At 68.9% G+C, this 17,457-nt stretch carries 20 protein-coding genes; 14 read left to right on the forward strand and 6 right to left on the reverse strand.

Annotated elements, in window-relative coordinates:
• Positions 1–111: 111 nt before the first annotated feature.
• From DPM13_RS22495 to DPM13_RS07320, 3 genes are all read right to left on the reverse strand, one after another.
• The gene (locus tag DPM13_RS22495) at positions 112–624 is read right to left on the reverse strand and encodes a YsnF/AvaK domain-containing protein (protein WP_223252427.1); all 513 of its coding nucleotides are present in this window, start codon (positions 622–624) and stop codon (positions 112–114) included.
• A gap of 73 nt (positions 625–697) precedes the next feature.
• Positions 698–1,477, reverse strand: coding sequence for a DUF2382 domain-containing protein (locus DPM13_RS22500; protein ID WP_223252428.1), 780 nt, complete (start codon positions 1,475–1,477; stop codon positions 698–700).
• A 584-nt stretch (positions 1,478–2,061) separates the two neighbouring features.
• The gene (locus DPM13_RS07320) at positions 2,062–2,802 is read right to left on the reverse strand and encodes a CRISPR-associated endonuclease Cas3'' (RefSeq protein WP_112887726.1); all 741 of its coding nucleotides are present in this window, start codon (positions 2,800–2,802) and stop codon (positions 2,062–2,064) included.
• Between the two features lie 198 nt (positions 2,803–3,000).
• Here DPM13_RS07320 and DPM13_RS07325 point away from each other — a divergent pair, with 198 nt between their 5' ends.
• The 11 genes from DPM13_RS07325 to DPM13_RS20545 all read left to right on the forward strand — a co-directional run bounded on the left by DPM13_RS07325 (position 3,001) and on the right by DPM13_RS20545 (position 12,522).
• A complete protein-coding gene (locus DPM13_RS07325; protein ID WP_112887727.1) occupies positions 3,001–4,155 on the forward strand; it encodes a glycosyltransferase in 1,155 nt (384 codons plus the stop codon).
• Positions 4,152–5,447 (forward strand): glycosyltransferase, encoded by a 1,296-nt coding sequence (locus DPM13_RS07330; RefSeq protein ID WP_112887728.1) that lies wholly within the window; start codon positions 4,152–4,154, stop codon positions 5,445–5,447. Before DPM13_RS07325 ends, DPM13_RS07330 begins: the two co-directional genes overlap by 4 nt.
• Positions 5,399–6,478, forward strand: a complete 1,080-nt coding sequence (gene glf / locus DPM13_RS07335) for a UDP-galactopyranose mutase (RefSeq protein ID WP_112887729.1) — start codon at positions 5,399–5,401, stop codon at positions 6,476–6,478. The genes DPM13_RS07330 and glf overlap by 49 nt, the downstream gene beginning before the upstream one ends.
• A 9-nt stretch (positions 6,479–6,487) precedes the next feature.
• On the forward strand, positions 6,488–6,868 hold the full coding sequence (locus DPM13_RS07340; RefSeq protein ID WP_145963321.1) for a hypothetical protein: 381 nt from the start codon (positions 6,488–6,490) through the stop codon (positions 6,866–6,868).
• On the forward strand, positions 6,844–7,887 hold the full coding sequence (locus DPM13_RS07345; RefSeq protein WP_112887731.1) for a glycosyltransferase: 1,044 nt from the start codon (positions 6,844–6,846) through the stop codon (positions 7,885–7,887). The genes DPM13_RS07340 and DPM13_RS07345 overlap by 25 nt, the downstream gene beginning before the upstream one ends.
• Before the next feature lie 38 nt (positions 7,888–7,925).
• The gene (locus DPM13_RS07350; RefSeq protein ID WP_112887732.1) at positions 7,926–8,570 is read left to right on the forward strand and encodes a Gfo/Idh/MocA family protein; all 645 of its coding nucleotides are present in this window, start codon (positions 7,926–7,928) and stop codon (positions 8,568–8,570) included.
• Positions 8,560–9,657 carry a zinc-dependent alcohol dehydrogenase gene (locus DPM13_RS07355; protein WP_112887733.1) on the forward strand — a complete coding sequence of 366 codons (1,098 nt, stop codon included), beginning with the start codon at positions 8,560–8,562 and terminating at the stop codon, positions 9,655–9,657. Before DPM13_RS07350 ends, DPM13_RS07355 begins: the two co-directional genes overlap by 11 nt.
• A gap of 72 nt (positions 9,658–9,729) precedes the next feature.
• Positions 9,730–11,268 carry a glycosyltransferase family 4 protein gene (locus DPM13_RS07360; protein ID WP_112887734.1) on the forward strand — a complete coding sequence of 513 codons (1,539 nt, stop codon included), beginning with the start codon at positions 9,730–9,732 and terminating at the stop codon, positions 11,266–11,268.
• Complete coding sequence (locus DPM13_RS07365; protein WP_112887735.1) at positions 11,244–12,056, forward strand: hypothetical protein; 813 nt, start codon at positions 11,244–11,246, stop codon at positions 12,054–12,056. Before DPM13_RS07360 ends, DPM13_RS07365 begins: the two co-directional genes overlap by 25 nt.
• The gene (locus DPM13_RS07370; protein WP_036762500.1) at positions 12,053–12,328 is read left to right on the forward strand and encodes a hypothetical protein; all 276 of its coding nucleotides are present in this window, start codon (positions 12,053–12,055) and stop codon (positions 12,326–12,328) included. The genes DPM13_RS07365 and DPM13_RS07370 overlap by 4 nt, the downstream gene beginning before the upstream one ends.
• A gap of 17 nt (positions 12,329–12,345) precedes the next feature.
• Positions 12,346–12,522 (forward strand): hypothetical protein, encoded by a 177-nt coding sequence (locus tag DPM13_RS20545; protein ID WP_189654866.1) that lies wholly within the window; start codon positions 12,346–12,348, stop codon positions 12,520–12,522.
• Between the two features lie 68 nt (positions 12,523–12,590).
• Here the strand turns inward: DPM13_RS20545 and DPM13_RS07375 are convergent, their stop codons facing one another.
• From DPM13_RS07375 to DPM13_RS07385, 3 genes are all read right to left on the reverse strand, one after another.
• On the reverse strand, positions 12,591–12,887 hold the full coding sequence (locus tag DPM13_RS07375; RefSeq protein ID WP_112887736.1) for a PRC-barrel domain-containing protein: 297 nt from the start codon (positions 12,885–12,887) through the stop codon (positions 12,591–12,593).
• A gap of 24 nt (positions 12,888–12,911) precedes the next feature.
• Positions 12,912–13,118, reverse strand: coding sequence for a hypothetical protein (locus tag DPM13_RS07380; protein ID WP_036762494.1), 207 nt, complete (start codon positions 13,116–13,118; stop codon positions 12,912–12,914).
• A 152-nt stretch (positions 13,119–13,270) separates the two neighbouring features.
• The gene (locus DPM13_RS07385; protein ID WP_028719253.1) at positions 13,271–13,783 is read right to left on the reverse strand and encodes a YciE/YciF ferroxidase family protein; all 513 of its coding nucleotides are present in this window, start codon (positions 13,781–13,783) and stop codon (positions 13,271–13,273) included.
• 350 nt (positions 13,784–14,133) lie between these two features.
• On the opposite strand from DPM13_RS07385, the gene DPM13_RS07390 reads away from it, so the two are divergent.
• The 3 genes from DPM13_RS07390 to DPM13_RS07400 all read left to right on the forward strand — a co-directional run bounded on the left by DPM13_RS07390 (position 14,134) and on the right by DPM13_RS07400 (position 17,429).
• The gene (locus tag DPM13_RS07390; protein WP_189654867.1) at positions 14,134–15,573 is read left to right on the forward strand and encodes a sensor histidine kinase; all 1,440 of its coding nucleotides are present in this window, start codon (positions 14,134–14,136) and stop codon (positions 15,571–15,573) included.
• A 121-nt stretch (positions 15,574–15,694) separates the two neighbouring features.
• Positions 15,695–16,327, forward strand: coding sequence for a TetR/AcrR family transcriptional regulator (locus tag DPM13_RS07395; protein WP_080621221.1), 633 nt, complete (start codon positions 15,695–15,697; stop codon positions 16,325–16,327).
• A 103-nt stretch (positions 16,328–16,430) separates the two neighbouring features.
• Entirely contained in the window at positions 16,431–17,429 is a 999-nt protein-coding gene (locus DPM13_RS07400) for an ABC transporter substrate-binding protein (RefSeq protein WP_112887738.1), read from the forward strand.
• Positions 17,430–17,457 lie beyond the last annotated feature (28 nt).

Raw genomic sequence — 17,457 nt, forward strand, 5'->3', positions numbered from 1 at the left:
CGGCCCGGCAAGGCGGTGTCCATGGCCGCCTGCCGCCCGCAGCGATTCGCAGACCCCGGCCATGAAAAAGGGGGCCGCATCGCGCGGCCCCCTTCCGGCTGACCCGAGGGGTCAGATGTCCTTGCGCGGCAGGCCGCGGTCCGCGTCGCGGTCGTCCTCGATCTCGACCTCGGTGCGGCGCACGGTGTCCGAGACCGTCTCGCGATGGGTTTCGCTGGTCTTGCGCAGCCCGATCTCCTCGACCACACGGGCTTCCTTCTGGACCACGGCTTCCTCGCGATACTCCTCGGCCTCGATGGTGCGGTCCTGGAAGGCGTCCGCGTCCGAGACCGGGCGGTCGACCGGCCGGCGCTCGATCTCGACCCGCTCCTCGCGCAGGTCGACGCTTTCGCTGACCGGCTCCTCGACCGTATAGGCGCGCACGCGCACCCGGCCGTGGCTGGTGTCACGCTTGCCGACGCGCAGGCGCTCCTCGACCACCGGGATGGTTTCCTCTCCGGCCAGCCTGTCGCCGCGCAGGTCGTCCGAGCCGAGGTCCGCGGCGCCCAGCCGCGCATCCGTTTCGGCCGCGCCCGCGACGCCCGCTCCGGTCACGCCGAAATCGGCGCCCGTCTCGCCCGCCATGGTGCCGCGCGCCGCATAGGAACTGGCCTCGTAGCCGCCCCAGCCCTCGGACCGCCAGCTCTGCTCGCGCTCCTCAAGATCGACGGTGCCTTCGTCGTCCAGGATGTCCAGGGCGGTGTCGTACTGTGCCGGCCTGCAGACCGGTGACCGTCACCAGATAGCCGCCGCGCGACAGGCCCTCGGCGTAGGTGTAGCGATCCTGTTCGGGAAAGAAGAAATCGCCCAGGCTGTCCCAGAACCCCTTGCTGCGGTCGGGGTCGGGGGTCGCGCCCGCCGTCTCGTCGCCCTCGACCATACTGATCTGCGAGGACGAGAAGCCCGCGTCCCGCAGCCGCGCGGTGGCACGTTCGGCATCGGCCCGGCTGTCGAACATGGCGGTGATGGTGGAATTGCCCGTGGTCTGCATGTCGCTGTAGGTCATGGTGCTATCCTTTTCGAGGGAACTGGTCAGGGTTTGTGGGCGGGATCGGGTTGTCCTCGTCCGCCGGGAGCCTTTCGATGGTCGCGACCTGCTTTCTGGTCTCGACCGGCACCTCGGCCGTCTCCCGGCGTTCGACGCGCCGGATGTGGATTTCTTCGCGAAGATACAGTTCCGCGTGACGACAAGCCGTTCTTCGACCACTGGAATGATCGTCAAATCGCCGCGGGTGACGACCTCGGGGGCTGTATCGACTGCGCGGTTGACGGGCACGCGCTCGACCGCGACATCCACCTGGGTCAGATCGACCGGAACCAGGCTTTCGTCGGTCTGGGTCCGGACGCTGACCCGGACCCGCCCGGCCAGGCGCCGCTCGACGCTGACGCCGACCTGTTCCTGGATCACGGGGATGCTGTCGTCAGGCTCGTCGGGCATCGCAACCTTCCTTGGCACAGGACAAGGCAACGAACGACGCCCGCCTCCGTTCCCCGTGAACACGGCGATGTGCAGAAGGTGCGAGGCGGGGATGGCGCGGGTGTGCCTGAGGGAGGCTGGCACTTTGTGGAGGGCGGGCCTTTTCGAGGGGAGGTGGGAACGGGGCGACCGGAGCGTCAGGCTCTGGGTTGCCCTGTGGTGCCGCCTCGATCCGCGCCCCCGTGAGGGGGCGACGATGTCGCTCAGCCCCAGCGCCCGCACGGTCAGGTTTCGATCCGCGCCCCCGTGAGGGGGCGACCGTTGCCGGGCACGCTGCAACTGGCCTTGGCCTCGTTTCGATCCGCGCCCCCGTGAGGGGGCGACTGTTCGTCGCGCTGGAAACCAAACAAAGCGACTGGTTTCGATCCGCGCCCCCGTGAGGGGGCGACCCACGCGGGGACTTGCGCATGCTCGGGCTAACGCTGTTTCGATCCGCGCCCCCGTGTATGGAATTCCAAAGATTATCCGGCGTTTTCCATGCCGCGCCGCATGGTCCAGCGCGAAGCCCAGCGAGGCGAGGGTCTTGCCCCCTCCGGTCGGCACGGTCAGGGTGAACAGGCCCGGCTCCAGTGCGGCACCTTGGCGGACATGCGCCAGCACCCGGGCGCGCAGCCCGTTGACCTCGCCCTCTGTCGAAAACGTCGCCATATGCGCGTCAAAGGCCGCGCGCCAGGCGGGCAGCAGCTCGGCCAAGGCGGGCCATTCGCGGTCCGGGCGGGTGCCGTCCAGCCGGGCGTAGAACGCCTCGGCGTCAGGGAAATCGGCATCGACCAGGCAGGAAAACACCATCCGCGCGGCCACCGAGATGTCAAATCCCGGCGTCCTGCCGTCCCGGAACGCGACCAGCTCGCGCAGGACGGGGCCAAGGTCGGGCAGCGCTGCCGCGTGATCGCGGGCGGGACGGGGTCGCGGAAACCGTCCAGCCGCCGCGCCATGCTGGCATCGGTGCGGTCCCGGTCGGGCAGGCCGGCATGGTGTCCCAGGATCGCATAGGCGACGATCTCGGCCACGCCGCGCAGTCCGGCGGGCGCACGGGAATACAGCAGGGCCGCCCCGGCGGTCGAATGATCCACCCGTTCGTTCCCACCCGACAGCACGCGGTCGAAGGCGGGGTCGTATTTGCCGAAGTCGTGGAACAGCCCCGCCATATGCGCCGTCGCCTGCAATTTCAGCGGCGCCGCCCGGTGCGCGGCCAGCGTTGCGGTGGCCTGCAGGTGATCGGGCAAAAGCTGCCAGTCGCTGCGGTCCGCGGCGCGCCCCGAATGGGCATAGTGTTTTCCGGACATCCTGCTGAATCGACCTTATCGCCAAGAAAATCGCCTTGCGTCCCTATCCTGATGGATCGGCCGCGACCCTGCCAGAGGGTTCGGCGGGACTGCGGCAGAGGGCCGCCATGACTGCAGGTACCCCGCGCTTCACAATTATTAATGCAACTTCGCGGTAACGGCGGCGGTTTGGGCTTGGCATTTTCGTCGGGGGCTCGAATGGCACGTTGGATCGTCGCGGTCTCGGACTATTGCACCCAGGTTCCCCCCGTCCAGCCCGCCTATCCGACAGCCGAAGCCCCGCCCCGCAGCCTGCCGCACAAGCGGCCCGACGCCATCCATGTGACCGGCGGCTATCTGGAACGCCTGCCCCTGGCTGCTGTGGCCAGCGGCCTTGCCGATCATGCCGAGATCTGGAGCTTCGCCGGCCGCGACGGCGAGGCCGATCGCGAAACGGGCCGTTTCCAGGGCAGCCCCGATCCGCAGCGGCCGGGACTGGTCCGGCGGGTGTTTCGCGCGGACACGGGCCCGCCCTATGCCTCGCGCGACGCCCTGGACTTCATCGCCCAGGTCGGGCCTCCCGACATCCTGTGCGTCTGGGGCCTGGGGGTCGACGCGGCGCTTCTGGATGCCTGCGCGGCATCGCTCAAGATCTACAACTCCATCGACGCGCCCGCGCTGCGGCTGGACGATGCGCTGGCCGCCCGCTTCGACCTGTTCATGACCGGCGCCGAATGGCAATCGCGCGAGATCGAGGCGCGGCTGCCCGGCGCGCGCACGCTGGTCCTGCCGATCGGGCCGGCCTTCGCCTCGGGCGAGACGTTCTTTCCGACCGGCGCAGCCAAGGACCGCGACGTGGTCTATGTCGCCTGCGCCCAGCCCTACAAGCGCCACGACATCCTGTTCGACGCGCTGGAGCGCCGCCCTGGCACGACCGCGCTGCTGATCGTGGGGTACGGCCATCTGACCGAAGCCCTGCGCGACCGTGCCGCCCGCGCGGGCCTCGACGTCGAGATCATCGGCCCGCCCGGCGTCCCCCATGACGAGGTCAACCGCCAGATCAACCGCGCGCGCCTGGGCGTGGTCTGCGGCCAGGACGACGGGGCGCCCGCGATCCTGACGGAATACCAGCTGGCCGGGCTGCCGGTGCTGGCGAATGCGAACCTGTGCTGCGGGCTGCAGTTCATCACCCCCGAGACTGGGCTTGCCGCCCCCGAGGGCGAGGCCTTCGTCCGCGCGCTGGATGATCTTCTGGCACGGCACGGCGATTACGACCCGCGTCCGGCGGCACTGGCGCGCTGGGGCTGGCAGGCCAGCATCCGCACGCTTTCGGACGAACTCGACACCATCAGAAAGGCAAGGACGCCGCAATGAACGATGTGAAACCCGTGCCGCTTGCCCTGTCCGCCCAACCGGCGCTGATCTGCTTTTCCCATCTGCGCTGGGATTTCGTGCTGCAGCGTCCCCAGCACCTGATGGCGCGCTTTGCCCAGCAGTACCGGCTGTTTTTCTGGGAAGAAGCGATCCCGACGGACCATCACCTGCCCTACCTGGAGTTCCATGCCTTCGAGGGCACCGACATCCAGTCGATCCGTCCCCGCGTTCCCGCCCGCTGGTCGCCCCAGGATCAGGCCCGCGCGCTGTCGGACCTGCTGGACCAGATGATCGGGCTGACCGGGCTGCGCCGGCCGGTCCTGTGGTTCTATACGCCGATGATGTGGTCGATCGCCCGCCATGTCGATGCGGCGGCCGTGGTCTATGACTGCATGGACGAGCTGTCGGCCTTTCGCTTCGCCCCGCCGGAACTGGCCGATGCCGAAGCCGAACTGCTCGCGGCGGCGGACGTGGTCTTTACCGGCGGCCATGCCATCTGGGAGGCCAAGGCCCACCGGCACCGCAACATCCACCCCTTTCCGTCCTCGGTCGACGTGGCGCATTTCAGCACCGCCCGCGCGCCAGAGGTCGGGGCCCCGGCGGATCAGGCCGGCCTGCCCCGCCCCCGGCTGGGCTATTACGGGGTCATCGACGAACGGCTGGACCTGGGGCTGATCGCGGCGCTGGCGGCGGCGCACCCCGACTGGTCCATCGTCATGCTGGGGCCGGTCGCCAAGATCTCGGACCACGATCTGCCGCGCGCGCCGAACATCCACTGGCTGGGGCAGAAATCCTATGCCGAGCTGCCCCGCTATCTGGCGGGCTGGGACGTGGCGCTGATGCCCTTCGCGATGAACGAGGCGACGCGCTTCATCTCTCCCACCAAGACGCCGGAATATCTGGCGGGGGGCGTGCCGGTGGTCTCGACCCCCGTGCGCGACGTGGTCCGCCACTACGGCGAGCTTGCGGCGGTACATATCGCCGAAGGGCCGCAGGACTTCCTGCGGGCCTGCGAAACGGCGCTGGCCCAGGCCGGGGCGCCCGGCGCGTGGCGGGACCGGGCCGACGCGCTGCTGGCAGAACTCAGTTGGGACCGCACCTTCCAGCAGATGGGGGCGCATCTGGACAAGGCCGTCCGCGCCCGGCTGGCCCCCGCCGTGCCGGTGCGGGTGCCGGTGGTGCCGATCCTGCGCGGCGCGCGCCGCCATGACGTGACGACTGCGGCGCGGGCTTTGCCGGCGCGGTGCTGGCCCGCCAGTTCGCCGAGCAATCGGGCCGCCGCGTCCTGCTGACGGACCGGCGCGACCATGTCGGGGGCAATGCCTATGACTGCCGCGACGCGGCGGGGCTGCTGATCCACCGCTACGGGCCCCACATCTTCCACACCAACAGCGACGAGGTATTCGCCTGGCTGGGCCGGTTCACCGAATGGCGGCCCTATGAACACCGCGTGCTGGCCCGGGTGCGCGACATGACCGTGCCCATGCCCATCAACCGCACCACGCTGAACCGGCTTTACGGTCTCGACATGCGGACGGATGCCGAGGCCGCCGCGCTGCTGGCCCGCCTGGCCGAGCCGGTCGCCGAGATCCGCAATTCGCGCGACGTGGTGGTCAATGCCGTGGGGCGCGAGCTGTATGAGCTGTTCTTCCAGGGCTATACCCGCAAGCAATGGGGGCTGGACCCCAGCGAACTGGACAAGTCCGTGACCGCCCGCGTGCCGACGCGGACCAGTGACGACGACCGCTATTTCACCGACAAGCATCAGGCGATGCCCAAGGAAGGCTTCACCCGCATGTTCGAGCGCATGCTGGACCATCCGGGGATCGAACTGGCGCTGGGAACCGATTTCCACGACCTCGGGGCCGGCGAACGGGGCGAGACCGTGGTCTATACCGGCCCGATCGACGCCTATTTCGGGCATCGCTTCGGCGAGTTGCCCTATCGCAGCCTGACCTTCCGGCATGAGACGCTGGACCGGCCCCAGTTCCAGCCGGTCGGCGTCGTGAACTACCCGGCCGAGGACGTGCCCCATACCCGGATCACCGAATACAAGCACCTGACCGGGCAGGTCCATGCCAAGACCTCGATCAGCTACGAATATCCCTCGGACCGGGGCGATCCCTATTACCCGATCCCGCGTCCCGAGAACCAGGCCCTGTTCCGCCGCTACGAGGCGCTGGCCGCGGCCGAGCCGGGCGTGATCTTTGCCGGCAGGCTGGGCAGCTATCGCTATTACAACATGGATCAGGTCGTCGGGCAGGCGCTGGCCATCCACCGCAGGCTGACCCAGCGCCGGTCGGTGCCGGCCGTCGGCGGCTGAGCGGGGGTCATGCGCAGCCTGCTGATAACGGACAGCCCCGATCCTTCGGGCGTGGGGGAACACATGCTGGCCCTGGCGGGCGCCCTGCCCCCCGGCATGGCGTCGCTGGCCTTTCCCGACCACCCGGCGGGCCGGGCCCTGGCCGGGCGGGCGCGGGCCATGGGCCTGGCCGCGCTGACCCATGATCCGGACGAGGTGGCCGCGGTCATCGCCGCATCGCCGGCCGAGATCGTCCACGTCCATGCCGGCATCGGATGGGAGGGGCTGGCCCTGGTCCATGCCGCCGCGGATGCCGGTGAAGGATCTGCGCACCGAACACCTGCCCTGGCTGTTGACCGCCCTGGCCAGATCCCGCCTATCGGCAGATGGCGGCGCGGCTCGACGGGGTGATCGCGGTGTCGCGGGCCGGCGCCGCGGGCTGGCGCCAGGCGCTGGCGCCCCTGGGCGATACCGCACCGCCGGTCCATGCCGTGCCGAACGGCATCGCCCCGCCGCCGGAACGCCATCAGGGCGGCGCGGGGCTGCTGTGCGTCGGCCGCCTGGCCCCGCAAAAGCGGCACCGGACCCTGCTGGCGGCGCTGGCCCGGCTGCGCCGCCAGGGGGTCGACGCACGGCTGCGGATCGTCGGCGACGGCCCGGGCGAGACACATGTGCGGCGCTGGCTGGACCGGCTGGGTCTGGACGGGGCCGTGACCCTGCTGGGCCGGCGCGACGACGTGCCCGCGCTGATGGCGCAAGCGGACCTGCTGGTTCTGCCCTCGGCCTTCGAGGGGCTGCCGCTGGTCCTGCTGGAAGCGATGGCCACCGGCCTGCCCGCCGTCGCGACGGCGATCCCCGGATCGGCCGAGGCGCTGGGGCCGGACCATCCCTGGCAGGTGCCGCCGGGACGGTCGCGCCCGCTGGCCGGGGCCATTGCGCAGGCCCTGACCGATCCGGCCAGCCGCACCCGCGTCGCCGCCCGGGCACGCGCCCGCTGGCAGCATCACTTCACCGCCGGGGCGATGGCCGGGGCGGTTCTGGACATCTACCGCAGCACCCTGCGGCAGCAACACGAGGACGGCATGACCAAGACCAGACTGGGTTTCATCGGCGCGGGCGGCATTGCCCAGCGCCATTTCGGCGTGCTGCGCACGATGGAGGACGTCCGGATCGCCGCCGTCTGCGACCCCGACCGCGACCGCGCGGCGCAGGCCGCGCGCGACACCGGCGCGGTGGCCTATGCCGACCACGACGCCATGCTGGCGGCCGAGGACCTGGATGCGGTCTATATCTGCGTGCCGCCCTTTGCGCCGGCGCGCCGGAACGGGCCTGCATCGCGCGCGGGCTGCCGTTCTTTGTCGAAAAGCCGGTCTCGCTGGACCTGGACACCGCCGAGGCCATCGCGGCCGAGGTCGAGGCCGCGGGGCTGATCACCGCCGTCGGCTATCACTGGCGATACCTCGACACGATGGACGAAGCGCGGGCCCATCTGGCCCAGAACCCAGCGCATCTGATGCAGGGCTTCTGGCTGGACCAGACGCCGCCGCCGCAATGGTGGTGGGACGAGGACCGCTGCGGCGGGCAGGTCGTCGAGCAGGCGACCCATGTGATCGACGCCGCGCGCTTTCTGGCCGGCGACGTGACCGAGGTGTTCGGCATGGCCGCGCGCCGCGATCGCGACGATTTCCAGGGCCTGACCGTGCCCACCGCGACGGCGGCGACGCTGCGCTTTGCCTCGGGCGCCATCGCCAACCTGGCCGCGACCTGCCTGCTGCGCTGGAACCATCGTGTCGGCCTGCATGTCTTCGCCGATGGCCTGGCGATGGAGATCAGCGACCATGACCTGATGGTGGACGTGGGCCGGGGCCGACCCGTCCGCCCCGCCGACGGCGACCCGGTCTGGCGCGAGGACCGCGACTTCATCGAGGCCGTGCAGGGCCACGAGAACCGCATCCGCTGCCCCTATGCCGAGGCGCTGGAGACCCACCGCGTCGCGCTGGCCGTCGCCCGTTCCGCCCGCGAGGGTGCGCTTGTGAAGATGGAGGGGCTGCGGGCTGACCCGCAGCCGATCTTTCGTCCGTCCGCTGCGCCGGGTCCCCACCATGCCGCATGAGCACCGCCATATCCGCTCGCTCGGGATCGAGCGGCAGGGCGAGCCCTATTTCTTCGGCTATGACGAAGGGCCCGCGGGGGACGGCCAGGTGCGGCTGGACCTGCTTTACACCGGCCTTTCCGCCGGGACCGAGCTGACCTTCCTCAAGGGTACCAACCCCTATCTGCACAGCCGCTGGGATGATGGCCAGGGGCTGTTCGTGCCGGGCGAGGCCTCTGCGCATTTTCCGGTCAACTTCCTGGGCTACATGGAGGTCGCCCGCGTCATCGACGCCCGCGCGCCGGGGTTCGCGAATGGCGACGTGGTGGCCACCACCTTCGGCCACAAGACCGGGCACACGGCGAACCCGGCGCATGACCTGCTGCTGAAACTGCCCGCGGGGATGGACCCGATGCTGGGCATCTTTGTCGCGCAGATGGGGCCGATCGCGGCGAACGGCATCCTGCATGCCGACGCCGACCAGTTCGGCGCAAGCGTTCTCGGCCCTTGGCGCCGGGGTCGAGGGGCGGCCGGTCTGGCTGGCGGCGGCGGCACCGTGGGGCTGATCTGCGCGCTGTTCGCCAAGGCGGGCGGGGCTTCGGAAATCGTCGTGGTGGATCCCTCGCCCTTCCGTCAGGACATCGCCCGGAAGATGGGCTTTCTGGCGCTGGACGAGGATCAGGCCGTGCGCCACGCCAAGGGCTGGCACCACAGGATCGGCGGGCGCGGCGCGGAATACGTGTTCCAGACCCGCGCCCGGTCCGACAGCCTGCACCGCTGCCTGCAGGCGCTTCGCCCGCAGGGGACGGTGATCGACCTGGCCTTTTACCAGGGCGGCATGGATGGTGCCCGGCTGGGCGAGGAATTCCACCACAACGGCCTGGCGATCCGCTGCGCCCAGATCAACCGGATGCCCCGGCAGGTCGCCCATGCCTGGGACCAGCGGCGGCTGGCGCAGGAAACCATCCGGCTTTTGCAGGCCGAGGGCGAGGCGATCCGCCAGCACATGATCACCCATGTCGTGCCCTATGGCGAGGCGCCGGATTTCCTGCGCCGGCTGGTCGCCGAGCGGCCCGAGTTCCTGCAGGTGGTGTTCGACGCCTCGTGAGTGGCGGGGACAGCCCGGGGGCGCTTCGCCCCCCGGACCCCCCGAGGGTATTTTGGAAACGGAGAAAGACGGATGGATGGCGACGACCGGACGGTCTGGGGGGCGGTGCCGCCCCAGCATTTCCCGCAGCCGGCCGAGGACCCGGCCCGCATCCGCATCCTGTTCGTCATGGCCTGGCTGGTCGTCGGCGGCGAGGAGACCGAGATCCGGCTGCTGGCCCGGACCCTGCCGCGCGACCGCTATCGGATCGACGTGATCCCCTGTTTCCGCAAGGAAGGGATGCCCGATCAGACCCATGAGCAACTGGCCGAACTGGGTGTGCATGTCGACACCACCGCCTATGGGCTGGGGTTCGAGGAGACGATCGACTATCTGCGCCGCAGGCTGGCGGGGGCGGATGTGGTGGTTTCCTGCCAGAACGTCGCCGACATCTATCCGGCGTTGGAGCGGCTGGCCCTGCGCCCTCCGCTGATCGAGCATGGCGGGCTGGTCAGCGAGGCCCTGGCCGGCCCGAAGCATTTCACCGCGCGCTATGTCGGCGTCTGCGACAGCATCCGGGCGGCGGCGGCCGGCAAGATGCCGGACCGGCCGCAGCATGCGGTAGAGATCCCCTCGATGGTGGATCTGGACGAGTTCCACCCCGAGCGGCGCGCGGCCACGCGCGCGGCGCTGGGGGTCGCTCCGGACGAGGTGCTGGTGGGTTGGGTCGGCCGGCTGGACCGCAAGAAGCGGGTCGAGGATTTCATCGCGGCCGCGCTGCGCATCGCGCCCGAGACCACCAGGATCCGGTTCCTGATCGTGGGCGGGCCCGACGCCTTCATGCCCGACTATGCCGAAGAGCTACATCGCATGGCCTCGCCCCTGGGCGCGCGCGTGTCCTTCACCGGCGACCGCAAGGACGTGCCCGACCTGCTGGCGGCGATGGACGTGTTCTGCTGGCTGTCGCGGGGCGAGGGGATGCCCCATGTCATCGCCGAGGCGGGCGCGGCCGGCCTGCCGGTCATCGCCACCCCCGACAATGGCGCGTTGCAGCAGATCCGCGACGGCGAAAGCGGGCTGTTCGTCCCGCACGAGAACCCCGGCGCCGTGGCCGCGGCGATCCTGCGGCTGGCGGGCGACCCCGGCCTGCGCCGCCGGCTGGGCGGCGCCCTGCAGGCCCATGTCCGCGCGACCTATTCGGCCGCGGTGGTGGTGCCGCAATGGCGGGCACTGATCGACGCCGTCCTGGCCGAACGCACGCCCGCGCCGCCGCCCGAAATCTTTGCCAGCACGGTGCTTGGGGGGTGGGAGGCCTCGACCCACCGGCTGGGCAATGGGCGCAGGCTGGACGTGATCGCCGCCGTCGGGCACGACCGCCAGCCGCGCAGGCTTACAGCAGGTTTACGGGGTCCGCATCAGGGATGGGCGGGGCGGCGCGGTCCGCAGTCTCGACTACGACTACAGCGAGGGGCGCTACGACTTCGTCAATCGCAAGCCGCTCGGCTTCAGGACGATAGGCACGCAATCGCTGGGCCGGCTACTATGGTGGCCGAGGGCCGAAAATTGTCACCACCTATCTCAACCGCTTTGCCGCCTATGCGCGGGCAGTGGCGCTGCACCATCGCGACCTGACCGATGCCGTCCCGTTCTGGTGCCCGGTGAACGAGATCAGCTTTTTCGCCTGGGCGGGGGGCGATGCGCGCTATCTGAACCCGTTCTGCGCAGGCCGGGGTTACGAGCTGAAATGCCAGCTTGCCCGCGCCGCCATCGCCGCCATGACCGAACTGCGGGCGGTCGATCCGCGGGCGCGCTTCGTCCACAGCGAGCCCTTGATCGCCATCCATCACGACCCCGCGACCGGCCGCCCTCTGTGGGAGGCGCAGGGCTGGCACGATGCGCAGTTCCAGGCCTTCGAGCTGGTCTCGGGCCGGATGTGGCCGCAGCTGGGGGGCGATCCGTCCTTTCTGGATATCGTCGGTCTGAACTATTACTGGAACAACCAGTGGATCCACGGCGGCCCGCCCATCGACATGGACCATCGGCTTTACCGCCCGCTGTCGGACCTTCTGGTCGAGGTCGCGGCCCGCTATGATCGCCCGCTGCTGATCGCCGAGACCGGGACCGAGGGGCCGCGCCGCGCATCCTGGTTCGCCTGGGTCATGGCCGAGGTCGACCGCGCCCGCGCACGCGGTGCCCCGGTCGAAGGGGTCTGCCTGTATCCCATCGCCAACCACCCGGGCTGGGACGACGACCGCCTGTGCCCGAACGGGCTGCTGGGCGCCGATCCCTCGGGGGGCGCGCGCACGGTCGAGCCTGCCCTTGCGCACGCGATCGCACGCCTGTCGGGCCCGGCGGCGGGGAACATCTTCGGCGCCGGCGCGTTTTCCAGGATGCTGCATCCTGTCAGGAGTTCATCATGATCCCCTTTCTGCGCATGTTCCTGATCCACCTCTGGGTCGCCTGCATCGCGGGCGCTGTCGCCATCGCCGGGCTGGCGATGGGTTACGTCTCTGTCTGGACCTTCGTCTGGGCGGCGGTGATCGGCGTCGTCCTGGGTGTGCCAGGCGGCCTGTTGAACTGGGCCTATCTGCGGCCGAACCGGTCGCGCCAGATCGGCTGGACCTGGAAGATCGCCGATCTGGTGCGCAGTGCGGGTCGTCCCCGCCGCGCCGACACCCAAGACCCCGCCTGAACCCAACGGAGACCGCCATGACCGACGATCCGTCGCATACTACCGATGACCTGCGCCACAAGGGCAATGTGATCGACCAGCGCCAGCAGCAGATCGATCCCGCCGGACACCATCGCGAGGATTCGAACGACCGGCCCGACGCCAACCGCAAGCAGCCTGGCGGCACCGACCCCGACCGTTACCCGCCCGCCTGAAGCCAGACGAAAGCCCCCGCGCCACGATGGGCGCGGGGGCTTTTCATGGCCATTACTCCCGATGGCGGTCAGTCCCGGTGCTCGGGCATGTCCTTCAGCTGATCCTTGGTCCAGGTGCTGACCGCGTGGACGGTGCCGGCCTCGTCGCGCATGAAGTCGAGCTGGCTGGCGGGCACGGCAACCGGCTTGCTGCCGATCCCCAGAAAGCCCCCGACCTCGACCACCACGCGGGCCTCGCGGCCCGAACCGTGGACATGGGCGACATGGCCCAGGTTGTCGTCATCGGGACCGTAGACCGTCGCGCCCGTCAGCACGGCATCGGTCAGTTCGTCGTCCTGCAGGCGAACGTGGTTGGAATGATCCATTGGTGTGCTCCTTGGCTTGGGGGTCTATTCGCCGCCGTTCGTGGCGCGGTCGTTCTGACGCGCCTTGCGGTCGCCCGCCTCGCGGTTCTGGCCGCCGGCATTGGGCTGGTTCGAGCCCTTCATCTGCTTGGGGTTCAGGACCGGATCGGCATTGCCCATCTTCAGGTCCTGGGCCTTCTGCTGGACATTGAACTTTTCGTTTTCCTCTTGCGGATCGAAGCTTTTGGCCATGAGGTCCTCCTTTTCTCCGACGTTCCGGGATCAACCCCCAGCGGGCGGGAATGTTCCGGGAAAGGAGCCCGCAGCAGACGGTGTCACGGACAAGGAAAGGCCCCCGCTCCGCCTGGGAACGAGGGCCTCGACCGTTCGGGTTCCCGGCGGCTTCAGGCCACCTTCTGATCGCCTTCCTGGTTCGCGGCGGCGTTCACCACCGCCTCGGCCAGGGCGGTCAGCTTTTCGTCGGTCGCGCTCTCTTCCTGCAGGGTCTGGTCCAGAAGCGTCACGGCCTCGTCCAGGCCAAGCTGCTGGGCCCAGCTCTTCAGCGTGCCATAGCGGCTGATCTCGTAATGTTCGACGGCCTGCGCGGCAGCCAGCAGGCCCGCGTCATGCGCCGGGCTGCCCTTGAATTCCTCCATGACCTCCTGGCCTTCCGAGATGATGCCCTCGATCGCGTCGCAGGTCTTGCCGCGGGGACGCTTGCCGATCAGTTCGAACACCTGGGTCAGCCGTTCGACATGGCCTTGGGATTCCTCTTCGTGCGCCTCGAAGGCGGCCTTCAGGTCGGGGTTCTGCGCCGCCCGGGCCATCTTGCGCAGGGCCTGCACGATCTTGCGTTCGGCGTAATAGATGTCCTTCAGGGTTTCGTGGAACAGGGTGTCAAGGGTCTTGTCGGCCATGATGGTCCTCCATTTCTGCCTCGCGATCGGCGGGCTGGGCGGGCAGCCGCTGCCGATCCCTCAGCTAATGCCTGTCCCGAAGCCACGTTCCCGCCCGCCAGAAGGAATAAACATTAATTAGGCCGTTCCTCCCGGCCCGTCAGGCGCAGGGCAAAAGCACCGCAATCCGCCGCAAGCCATCGCTTTTCCGAAGGTATTCGCGGTTTCCGCCAATCGCAGCCAGTTGCCAGCCGCCTTGGCTTGTGAAACATAGGGACCGATGGCCAACACCGGCAAGTGCTTGTTCTGCAAGCCTCAGGAGTCCGCCCGTGCTTTACAGCAAAAGCGAATGTGGGACATTGATGCGGGGGATGGATTGGTCGGCCAACCCGCTGGGCCTGCCCGAACGCTGGCCCGCCGAATTGCGCACCGTGGTCAGCATCGCGCTTGGCTCGACCCAGCCCATGCTGATCGTCTGGGGACCCGAACAGACGGTGCTGTACAACGACGGCTATGCCAGGATGTGCGGGCTGCGCCATCCGGCGGCCCTGGGCGGATCGTTCCGGGACCTGTGGTTCGACATCTGGGACCAGGTCGAGCCGATCATCGACGCGGCCTATGCCGGCATCAGCACCGCGATGGACGACATCGGCTTCATCATGCACCGCAACGGCTATCCCGAGGAGACGCATTTCTCGTTTTCCTATACCCCGGTCCGCAATGCGGCGGGCGAGGTGCTGGGCATGTTCTGCGCCTGCAACGAGACCACGACCGAGGTCATGCAGCGCCGGCGCCTGCAGCGCGAACAGGACCGCCTGCGCCACATCTTCGAAAACGCCATCGGCGCGGTCGCCGTCACCAGCGGGCCGGACCACCGCTTCACCTTCGCCAATGCGGAATACGAGCTTCTGACCGGCAATCGCGGCGTCACCGGCAAGCCGGTGGCCGAGGCCCTGCCCGAAGTGGACGACCAGGGCATCTTCCAGCTTCTGGACCAGGTCTATGCCAGCGGCAGGCCCTATCACGGCCGGTCCCATCAGATCGACCTGCAGCGCAGCCCGAACCAGCCGCTGGAGCACCGCATCCTGGATTTCGTCTATTACCCGATCCCGGGGGCCGAGGATGAGGTCAGCGGCATCTTCGTCCAGGCGCTGGACGTGACCGAACACCACCGGCTGCACCACGAACTGGCCCACCGGCTGAAGAACCAGCTGACCCTGGTCATGGCCATCGTGAACATGACCTTCCGCGCCGCCGAGGACCTGGACGAGGCGCGCGAGGCGGTGATGAACCGCATTGCCGTCCTCAGCCGCGCGCATGACGCCATCATCTCGGGCGAGGTGCAGGGCACCACGGTGGACGAGCTGATGCGCAGCGTGACGGCCTTGCAGGCCGGGCAGTCGGACAAGCGGCTGACCTGCGACGGCCCGTCGGTGCATATCGCGCCCAAGCCCTCGCTGTCGCTGTCGCTGATCCTGCACGAACTGATGACCAATGCCGTGAAATACGGCGCGCTTTCGGTCCCCGAGGGGCGGGTGCTGGTCCAATGGCAGGTCGAGGGGAACCGCTTTCGGCTGGTCTGGCAGGAATCGGGCGGCCCGCCCGTCTCTCAACCCGAACGCACCGGCTCGGGCACCGCGCTGATCGAGGCCGGGCTGAACGGAACGCGGAACTGCGCCGTCACCCTGACCTATGCGCCCGAAGGACTGTGCTGCGACATCCGCGCCGAACTGGTCGGCGTCGTCATGCCCGGCGGGGAACCGGCGACCACGCCCCCGGTGCGGCGGGCGGCAGGCGGCGGCGGGCACTGACCGGCGGGCTGGTCGATCCAATGTTCATCAGTGTCGATCAGCAAACATGCCGATGAACATTCCTCGGTCAGAGACGCACATTTTTCTTGGCCTGCCCTGCCACCCGGGTTAACCTTGGCGCATGGGCAAGGGTGCATCAGTCGAAACCGGGTGGCGCGGATCGCGCGAAGGCTGGCTTCAGGCCGGCTATCAGGCGCTGATCGACAGCGGCATCGACGCGGTCCGGATCCAGCCGCTGGCCAAGCAGCTCGCGCTGTCGCGCACCAGCTTCTACTGGTTCTTCGAGGACCGCGAGGCGCTTTTGCAGGCCCTGATCGACGGCTGGGAGGAGCGGACCACCGGCCCCCTGGTCGCCGCGACGCAGGAATACGCCGATTCCCAGGCCGAATCGATGCTGAACGTGCTGGCCTGCTTTCTGGGCGACGCCTTCGATTCGCGCCTGGAATTCGCGGTGCGCAGCTGGGCCCTGCAGGATCAGGAGGTGGCCCGCCGGGTCGCCGCCGCCGACGAAACCCGGCTCGAGGCGCTGCGCCGGATGCTGGCGCGCTGGGGCCATGCCGCCGTTGATGCGGATGTGCGCGCCCGTACAATCTACTTGACGCAAATCGGCTATATCTCGATGCGCGCACAAGAGAACATGGAAACCCGGATCGCACGGATTCCCACCTATGTCGGGATCTATACCGGAGAAGACCCCGAGCCGCGCGAAATGGCGCGGTTCGCTGCCCGGCTGCGGGCCAACCCGCCGACCTAAGAGCGGATCGTTACCGATGCAGGGGCACGCGCCCCGGCCAGCCACCCGGGTCCCGCGACGACCGGGCAGCAAGAACATATGTCGCGTCAGGGAGAACGAAACCATGAAACGCCTAGCCCTTTCCGCCGCAGTCGTCATGCCGCTTGCCGTCCTGGCCGGGCCGGCGCTGGCCGATTGCAGCGACCTGACCATCGCCAGCATGAACTGGCAAAGCGCCGAGCTGATGGCGAACCTCGACCAGTTCATCCTGAACGAGGGTTATGGCTGCGACGCCGAGATCGTCGTAGGCGACACCGTGCCCAGCATCACCTCGCTGGTGGAAAAGGGCAAACCCGAGATCGTGCCCGAGGCCTGGGTGGACCTGATGCCCGAGATCGTCGCGGCGGGCATCAAGGACGGCAAGATCGTCGAAATGGCGCGCTCTCTGTCGGACGGCGGCCAGCAGGGCTGGTTCATCCCCCGCTACATGCTGGACGAACATCCGAACCTGAACAAGATCAGCGAGATCCTGGCCCATCCCGAACTGTTCCCCGCCCCCGAGGACGCCAGCAAGGGTGCGGTCTTCAACGGCCCCGCGGGCTGGGGCGGCACCATCGTCACCACCCAGCTGGCCAAGGCCTTCGACATCGAGAGGCACGGCTTTACCCTGGTCGATACCGGGTCGGCGGCCGGGCTCGACGGGTCCATGGCCAAGGCCTATGAACAAAAGGCGCCGTGGCTGGGCTTCTACTGGGCGCCGACCTCGATGCTGGGCAAGTACGACATGGTGCCGGTCGACTTCGGCATGGCCAACGACATGGCCGAATGGAAGCGCTGCACCTCGGTCGCGGACTGCCCCGACCCCAAGCCGAACGCCTTCCCGGTCGACAACGTGTTCACGCTGATCGCCAGCGACTTCGCCAAGGACGCCGATCAGGGCGTTCTGGACTATCTGAAGAAACGCAGCTGGGGCAACGACACCGTCAACAAGATGATGGCCTGGATGACCGACAACCAGGCCACGGGCGAGGAAGGCGCGCGCGAGTTCCTGCGCACGCATGAAGAGATGTGGACCCAGTGGGTCAGCCCCGAGGCGGCGGAAAAGATCAAGTCCGCGCTTTGATCGCGCCCGGGCGGCCGCGCGGCCGCCC

It is taken from the genome of Paracoccus mutanolyticus, assembly GCF_003285265.1.
Lineage (GTDB): Bacteria > Pseudomonadota > Alphaproteobacteria > Rhodobacterales > Rhodobacteraceae > Paracoccus > Paracoccus yeei.

Excerpts from the sequence above, each read along its gene's own strand:
- DPM13_RS07345 (WP_112887731.1), top strand. The coding sequence starts at position 6,844 with ATGGCGGCGCGGCTCGACGGGGTGATCGCGGTGTCGCGGGCCGGCGCC.
- DPM13_RS07360 (WP_112887734.1), top strand. The coding sequence starts at position 9,730 with ATGGATGGCGACGACCGGACGGTCTGGGGGGCGGTGCCGCCCCAGCAT.
- DPM13_RS07370 (WP_036762500.1), top strand. The coding sequence starts at position 12,053 with ATGATCCCCTTTCTGCGCATGTTCCTGATCCACCTCTGGGTCGCCTGC.
- DPM13_RS07325 (WP_112887727.1), top strand. The coding sequence starts at position 3,001 with ATGGCACGTTGGATCGTCGCGGTCTCGGACTATTGCACCCAGGTTCCC.
- DPM13_RS07375 (WP_112887736.1), bottom strand. The coding sequence starts at position 12,887 with ATGGATCATTCCAACCACGTTCGCCTGCAGGACGACGAACTGACCGAT.
- DPM13_RS22495 (WP_223252427.1), bottom strand. The coding sequence starts at position 624 with ATGGCGGGCGAGACGGGCGCCGATTTCGGCGTGACCGGAGCGGGCGTC.
- DPM13_RS07385 (WP_028719253.1), bottom strand. The coding sequence starts at position 13,783 with ATGGCCGACAAGACCCTTGACACCCTGTTCCACGAAACCCTGAAGGAC.
- DPM13_RS07390 (WP_189654867.1), top strand. The coding sequence starts at position 14,134 with ATGGATTGGTCGGCCAACCCGCTGGGCCTGCCCGAACGCTGGCCCGCC.
- DPM13_RS07400 (WP_112887738.1), top strand. The coding sequence starts at position 16,431 with ATGAAACGCCTAGCCCTTTCCGCCGCAGTCGTCATGCCGCTTGCCGTC.
- DPM13_RS22500 (WP_223252428.1), bottom strand. The coding sequence starts at position 1,477 with ATGCCCGACGAGCCTGACGACAGCATCCCCGTGATCCAGGAACAGGTC.
- DPM13_RS07330 (WP_112887728.1), top strand. The coding sequence starts at position 4,152 with ATGAACGATGTGAAACCCGTGCCGCTTGCCCTGTCCGCCCAACCGGCG.
- DPM13_RS07380 (WP_036762494.1), bottom strand. The coding sequence starts at position 13,118 with ATGGCCAAAAGCTTCGATCCGCAAGAGGAAAACGAAAAGTTCAATGTC.
- DPM13_RS07395 (WP_080621221.1), top strand. The coding sequence starts at position 15,695 with ATGGGCAAGGGTGCATCAGTCGAAACCGGGTGGCGCGGATCGCGCGAA.
- DPM13_RS20545 (WP_189654866.1), top strand. The coding sequence starts at position 12,346 with ATGACCGACGATCCGTCGCATACTACCGATGACCTGCGCCACAAGGGC.
- DPM13_RS07355 (WP_112887733.1), top strand. The coding sequence starts at position 8,560 with ATGCCGCATGAGCACCGCCATATCCGCTCGCTCGGGATCGAGCGGCAG.
- DPM13_RS07320 (WP_112887726.1), bottom strand. The coding sequence starts at position 2,802 with ATGTCCGGAAAACACTATGCCCATTCGGGGCGCGCCGCGGACCGCAGC.
- DPM13_RS07350 (WP_112887732.1), top strand. The coding sequence starts at position 7,926 with ATGGACGAAGCGCGGGCCCATCTGGCCCAGAACCCAGCGCATCTGATG.
- DPM13_RS07340 (WP_145963321.1), top strand. The coding sequence starts at position 6,488 with ATGCGCAGCCTGCTGATAACGGACAGCCCCGATCCTTCGGGCGTGGGG.